Origin of the sequence: Microbacterium enclense (genome assembly GCF_004022425.1) — a bacterium.
Lineage (GTDB): Bacteria > Actinomycetota > Actinomycetes > Actinomycetales > Microbacteriaceae > Microbacterium > Microbacterium enclense_A.
Map to the genome: position 1 here is coordinate 1 of NZ_RBZY01000099.1, position 6,158 is coordinate 6,158.

A 6,158-nucleotide genomic window follows, 5' to 3' on the forward strand; every position below is an offset into this window, starting at 1 on the left:
CACCACCCACGGGGCAATCGACGAGGTGCCGGAATGTTGTGACTGATGACGCTCTTTGGCGGTGTTCTTGCAGTGCTGTTTGGCGGCGGTCATCCGATGTCGCGGTGATGGTCTCGAGTCCGTCCTCTCCGCCCGGGGATCACCGGAGACGACTCATAGTTCTCAGACCTCTCGATCGGGGCGCTGCTATAGGTAGCGGCAGACCTGGTCGGTGCTGCAGGTGTCGGGCTCGACGTGGTCTGCCTGGTCGCGTAGCGCGGCGAGGGTGTCGCGGAGGTCGTGGAGCTGTGCGAGTTGCTGGTCGATGTCAGCGAGGCGTGTGTCGAGCAGGTCGCGAACATGGTTGCAGGGGGCTTGGCCGTGGTCGCGGATGTCGAGGATCTGCCGGATTTGGGCCAGGGTGAGTCCGGCTGCTTGACCGCGGTGGATGAAGTTGATACGGGCAAGCGCCGCAGTCGTGTAGTCGCGGTAGCCGCTGGGTGTGCGCTCGGTCGCGGGTAGGAGTCCCTGGTCTTCGTAGAACCGCAGCGTCTTTGCGGTCGTCTCGGCCGCCTCAGCGAGTTCACCGATCCGCATTATAGACGCTCCTTCGTCAGAGGACTTGACCTTCCACCGCACAGGAAGGTTGATGATGACTGTAGCAGCGAATGTTCGCGATAGGTCCGGGAGGGATCGGAATGCAGTCGAGGTTTGATCTGGCCGTGATCGGATCGGGTGGTGCGGCGTTCGCCGCTGCGATCCGCGCCACCATGCTGGGCAAGTCGGTGGTGATGGTGGAGCGCGGCACGTTCGGTGGCACGTGCGTGAACACCGGGTGTGTGCCGTCCAAGGCGCTGATCGCTGCCGGTGAGGCCCGCCATGTGGCGGCGGACGCCGGCGCCCGATTCCCAGGGATTGCCGCTACCGCGGGCCCGGTGGACATGCCCGGTCTGGTGCGTGGCAAGCAGGAGCTGGCCGAGGCCATGCGGGGGGAGAAGTACTTCGACGTGGCCGAGGCGTACGGCTGGCCGGTCCGGCAGGGCGACGCAGCCTTCGCTGGCACTCCGGATGCGCCCGTGTTGGAGGTCACCGCTGCCGACGGCACCGTTGAGACCATCGAGACCGCGCATTACCTGATCGCCACGGGCTCCGCCCCCTGGGCCCCGCCCGTCGAGGGGCTCGACGACGTTGGCTACCTGACGTCGACGTCGGCGATGGAGCTGACCGAGGTGCCCGACTCGTTGGTGGTGCTGGGTGGTGGCTCCGTGGCGCTGGAGTTGGCTCAGCTGTTTGCCCGGCTGGGTTCGACGGTGACCATGCTGGTGCGTTCCCGGCTCGCGTCGAAGGAGGAGCCCGAGGTTTCCAAGGCTCTGCAGGAGGTCTTCGCCGACGAGTGCATCCGGGTGGTCCGCCGTGCTGTTCCGCCCCGGGTCGTCCGAGACACCGCCACCGGTCAGGTCGTTGTCACGGCGGAGGTCTCCGGCGGTGAGCAGGAGTTCCGTGCGGACGAGATCCTCGTCGCGCTCGGACGCCGCCCGGTCACGGCAGGACTCAACCTCGACGTCGTCGGGGTGAAGACCGGCGACGCCGGACAGGTCGTCGTCACCGACGAACTGCGAACCTCCAACCCTCGGGTCTGGGCAGCCGGGGATGTCACCGGGCACCCCGAGTTCGTCTACGTCGCGGCACGCCACGGCACGCTGGTCGCCGAGAACGCCTTCAACGGAGCGGACGCAGCGGTCGACTACACGCGGATGCCGCGGGTGACGTTCACCAGTCCCGCGATCGGCGCGGTCGGGATGACCGAGAAAGAGGTCATCGCGGCCGGGATCCGCTGCGACTGTCGGGTCCTGCCTCTGCACTATGTGCCTCGTGCGGTGGTGAACCGGGACACCCGCGGGTTCATCAAGATGGTTGCCAACGCCGACACTGGTGAAATCCTCGGCCTCACCGCGGTCGCTCAGGACGCGGGCGAGCTCGCCGCCGCCGGCGTCTACATCCTCGGCAAGACCATCACCGAGGTCGCCGACGCGTGGGCCCCGTATCTGACCATGGCCGAGGGCATCCGTATCGTCGCGAAAGCGTTCACCACCGACGTCTCGAAACTGTCCTGCTGCGCCTGACAGTGCACCGACGCACGCACCCCATCAGAACTGGATCAATTACGATGACGAACCTTGCTACCGACCTGATCGACCGTCTCGCCGGATCCGCCGAGACAACCCTGCTGGTCCCGTTGCTCCGGCTGCTTGCGGATGGTGACCCGGTTAGTATCGACGACCTCGCGGCCGCCGCCGCTCTCACTGCCGACGAGGTCCGCGCCCGCCTGGCCGCGATGCCGGACACCGAGTACGACGACCAGGGCCGGATCATCGGCCAAGGCCTCACCCTGCGCCCCACCCGGCACCGGTTCACCGTCGCCGGTGGGGAGCTCTACACCTGGTGCGCCCTTGACACTCTGATCTTCCCCACCCTTATCGGCCGTCCCGCGCGGATCGAGTCGGTCTCCCCGGCCAGCGGCGACACGATCCGGGTCACGGTCGATCCGACCGCCGGTGTCACCAGCGTGGAACCAATCACCGCAGTCGTCTCCCTGGTCGACCCCGGGAATCTGCCGTCGATCCGCTCCTCGTTCTGCAACCAGGTCCACTACTTCACCTCTCCGGAAGACGCAGGCGGCTGGCTTGCAGAGCACCCGGAAGGCCGGGTACTGTCCGTCGCCGAAGCCTTCGGGCTTGGCCGCAACCTCCTCCCCGAAACGCTTGCACGTCCAGTCAGCGGCACAGGAGACGGCAGCTACCGCGGGCCGGACGCGTGCTGCTGAACCAGCCCACCTCACGGACGAAGATGGCGATGTCGCCTCACGATGACAACCGAACCGGGGGTGGTCTGCTCATGGCGCTGGGCGCGGCCTTCCTCGTGGTCGCCTGCTGCGCCCTGGGCCCGCTGCTTGCCGCGGGCGGCGCGATCACAGGAATCGGTGCCCTCCTGCACAACCCGTGGGCGATAGCAGGCGGAGTCGGGCTCCTGATCCTCGCGGCCCTGGCGAGCACCATCGCTGTGATACGCAACCGGCGACGCCACCACACGAACGACCCCGACTGCTGCCCGCCCACCCAAAACACTGAGGGCAACGCCGACGCGCAGGATGATCGGAGCCCCAGAAGCTGACACCTTCTGCTGAACCTCAGCGTTCGCGCAGGTGCCGGATCCCGAAACGACGTGTTGGTTGCGCTCTCCGAACGCCTCGTTCATCTATAGCTAAATGAGACATGATGAGCGATGCGTCAAAGGGTGCCGTCGTCGCACAATTTCGGGCGTTGAGAACGTCTCGAAAAGTTGCCTCATCGCGCTCTGCCTCACGGGGTCGCGCGACAGGAGTTTGTGAGGCATGCTGATCGGGTGAGGCTTCTCGGGTACACGCGCGTGAGCACCGTCAGTCAGGACGCGCGCCTGCAACTCGACGCCCTGGGCGCGACGGGTGTTGAGGCGAGGGACGTCTTCTCAGACGTGACCTCGGGCAGCCGTGCCGCGGTGCAGCGGCCAGGGATGAAGAGACTTCTGGAGTACGCTGAGCCCGGCGACACGGTGGTCGTCTGGCGCATCGACCGACTCGGGCGCTCCCTCATCGACGTGCTGAACACGGTGAACCTGCTGCGCGAGAAGGACGTGAAGGTTCGATCGATTTCGGATGGCATCGACCCCGAGACCTCGTCCGGGCGGATGATGCTGGGCATGCTCGCGACGCTGGCGGAGTACGAGCGTGAACTGATCACCGAGCGAGTCAACGCCGGCATCGCCGCGGCGAAGCAGGCTGGCACGCGCTTCGGCCGGCCACCCGTGGATCCGGGCGTCGTGAAGGAGAAGCTTGCGATCGTGCGAGACGCGCGCGCGAAGGGACGCACCGCCGAAGACGCAGCCCGACTGGTCGGATGGTCCAGAGCGACGCTCTACCGTCATCAGCACGCCACCGGCACCCCGGCAGCGGTCGGCGACTAGATGTGCCATGGACGCGCTGGCCCGGTGGCGGATCCTGCGTCTCCATGTCGAGGATGACATTCCCCTGGCCACGCTGGTCAGGGAGACCGGAATCGGTCTGCGCACCCTTCAACGCTGGAACCATGACTACGCGGTGGCGGGGATCGACGGGCTGAAACCGAGCGCGCGAGCGGACGCGGGGACCCGGCGCACCGACCCAGACCTGGTCGCGTTCGTTGAGCAGCTCGGACTCACCAAACCGCGTCCCGGGATGGCGGCCTTGCACCGGCTCGCCATGGCCGAGGCCGACCGCATCGGGTGCGCCCGTCCAAGCTATTCGACGGTCCGGTCGATCCTGCACCGCCTTGACCCGGCACTCGTGACCCTCGCGCTGGACGGCCCAGCCGCGTACCGGGACCGACACGAGCTAGTGTTCCGCCGCCGAGCCGAGCGACCGAATGCGATCTGGCAGGCCGATCACACCGAACTCGACATCCTCATCGTCGGCGCCGATGGGAAGCCGGAACGCCCCTGGCTAACGGTCGTGATCGACGACTACTCGCGCGCGATCTGCGGGTACACCGTGTTCACAGGGGCGCCCTCGGCGATCAACACGGCGCTCGCATTGCGGCAGGCGATCTGGCGCAAGACCAACCCGGCTTGGGCGATGTGCGGTCTCCCCGACGTGCTCCACGTCGACCACGGCAGCGACTTCACCAGCAGGCATCTGGAGTACACGGCGGTGGCGTTGAAGATCCGGCTGATCTACTCGACAGTCGGCCGGCCGCAAGGTCGCGGGAAGATCGAGCGATTCTTCGGCACCGTGAACACCGAACTTCTCACGACCCTCCCCGGCCACCTCACCCCTCGGGCACGAGCCCCGAAGCCGCAGCTCAGCCTCGCGGACCTCGATCAGGCCATCGGCCGGTTCGTCACCGAGTACAACGAGCGCCCCCACAGCGAGATCGGCGCCAGCCCGAAGGAGGCCTGGATCGGTGACGGCTGGTTGCCGCGGATGCCCGACAGCCTCGACCAGCTCGACGGGCTGCTGCTGACCCTGCCGAAGAACCGCGTCGTCCAACGCGATGGCATCCACTTCCAAGGCCAGCGGTACCTCTCACCCACACTCGCGCCGTTCGTCGGACGCAGCGTGACAATCAGGTACGACCCGCGCGACGTGTCCGAGATCCGCGTCTACGACCACGACACGCACATCTGCATCGCGATCGACGAAGCACACCCCAACCAGCGACTCTCCCTGCGCGACATCGAGACCGCCCGACGCGCCCGCCGTCGGCGGCTGCGTCAACAGATCAACGAACGCATCCCCCAGACAGCCGTCCGTGACGAGCCGCGAACCGAGCCGCGGACACCACGCCAGGTGAGACTACGCACCTACGAAGAGGACGAGCCATGAGCCGCGACTTCATCGTCACGAAAGAACACCGCCGCTTCATCGAATTCGCCAACGCCGTCCGCAAGGAACGCACGATCGGCATCTGCCACGGCGATGCCGGCGTCGGCAAGACGCAATCCGGCCGCCGATACGCCCACTGGGACACCCTGGAACCCTTCATCACCGAGTGGGGACCGCGGAGCGAGACCGACACAGAGCATTACGCCACCGCGAACCGATCCCGGACCCTGTTCTACACGCCACCGGTCCTCCCCAAGCCGGCGCAGCTCGTCCATGAGATCGACCACCTGCAGACCAGGCTGGGCATCTGCATCGATGAGCACCTGCGCGCCACCGGCAAAGTTACGGGGACTCACGGCCGCTACAACATGGGCAAGCGGGTCGAGCTGCTCATCATCGACGAGGCCGAACGCCTCACGCCCACGGCCCTGGAAGTCCTCCGAGACCGGCACGACCGTGAGCACACCGCGATCATCCTGATCGGCATGCCCGGCATCGACCAACGATTCCGGCACTACCCCCAGCTCTACAGCCGCCTCGGGTTCTCCCACCGCTACCGCAACCTCGGCCGCGACGAACTCCTCTTCGTCCTCGAACGTCGCTGGAAGCGACTGGGCCGCACCCTCGACCCCGACGACTTCACCGACGCGCAAGCCATCGCCGCGATCGAACGCATCACTCGCGGCAACTTCCGCCTCCTCGAACGCCTCTTCCCCCAAATCGCACGAGTGCTCAAGATCAACGAACTCGAGACCATCACCGACGACGTCGTCGAAGCCGCCGC

General features: G+C 66.7%; 7 protein-coding genes. 6 read left to right on the forward strand and 1 reads right to left on the reverse strand.

Features of this window, described 5'->3' with window-relative positions:
* Positions 1-186: 186 nt before the first annotated feature.
* On the reverse strand, positions 187-576 hold the full coding sequence (locus D8Y23_RS15960; protein ID WP_108320786.1) for a heavy metal-responsive transcriptional regulator: 390 nt from the start codon (positions 574-576) through the stop codon (positions 187-189).
* A 101-nt stretch (positions 577-677) separates the two neighbouring features.
* Here D8Y23_RS15960 and merA point away from each other — a divergent pair, with 101 nt between their 5' ends.
* From merA to D8Y23_RS15990, 6 genes are all read left to right on the forward strand, one after another.
* Positions 678-2,102 (forward strand): mercury(II) reductase, encoded by a 1,425-nt coding sequence (merA, locus tag D8Y23_RS15965; protein WP_128219030.1) that lies wholly within the window; start codon positions 678-680, stop codon positions 2,100-2,102.
* Positions 2,103-2,146: 44 nt separating this feature from the next.
* Complete coding sequence (gene merB / locus D8Y23_RS15970; RefSeq protein ID WP_128219031.1) at positions 2,147-2,803, forward strand: organomercurial lyase MerB; 657 nt, start codon at positions 2,147-2,149, stop codon at positions 2,801-2,803.
* 29 nt (positions 2,804-2,832) lie between these two features.
* Complete coding sequence (locus tag D8Y23_RS15975; protein WP_164878283.1) at positions 2,833-3,150, forward strand: MerC domain-containing protein; 318 nt, start codon at positions 2,833-2,835, stop codon at positions 3,148-3,150.
* Positions 3,151-3,381: 231 nt separating this feature from the next.
* Positions 3,382-3,978: a recombinase family protein gene (locus D8Y23_RS15980; RefSeq protein WP_070434801.1), complete on the forward strand. Its 597-nt coding sequence runs from the start codon at positions 3,382-3,384 to the stop codon at positions 3,976-3,978.
* Between the two features lie 7 nt (positions 3,979-3,985).
* A complete protein-coding gene (locus tag D8Y23_RS15985) occupies positions 3,986-5,374 on the forward strand; it encodes a Mu transposase C-terminal domain-containing protein (RefSeq protein WP_070434715.1) in 1,389 nt (462 codons plus the stop codon).
* A partial coding sequence (locus tag D8Y23_RS15990; protein WP_128219032.1) for an AAA family ATPase occupies positions 5,371-6,158 on the forward strand: 788 nt, incomplete at its 3' end. The genes D8Y23_RS15985 and D8Y23_RS15990, both read left to right, overlap by 4 nt.

Excerpts from the sequence above, each read along its gene's own strand:
- D8Y23_RS15960 (WP_108320786.1), bottom strand. The coding sequence starts at position 576 with ATGCGGATCGGTGAACTCGCTGAGGCGGCCGAGACGACCGCAAAGACG.
- merA (WP_128219030.1), top strand. The coding sequence starts at position 678 with ATGCAGTCGAGGTTTGATCTGGCCGTGATCGGATCGGGTGGTGCGGCG.
- merB (WP_128219031.1), top strand. The coding sequence starts at position 2,147 with ATGACGAACCTTGCTACCGACCTGATCGACCGTCTCGCCGGATCCGCC.
- D8Y23_RS15975 (WP_164878283.1), top strand. The coding sequence starts at position 2,833 with ATGTCGCCTCACGATGACAACCGAACCGGGGGTGGTCTGCTCATGGCG.
- D8Y23_RS15985 (WP_070434715.1), top strand. The coding sequence starts at position 3,986 with ATGGACGCGCTGGCCCGGTGGCGGATCCTGCGTCTCCATGTCGAGGAT.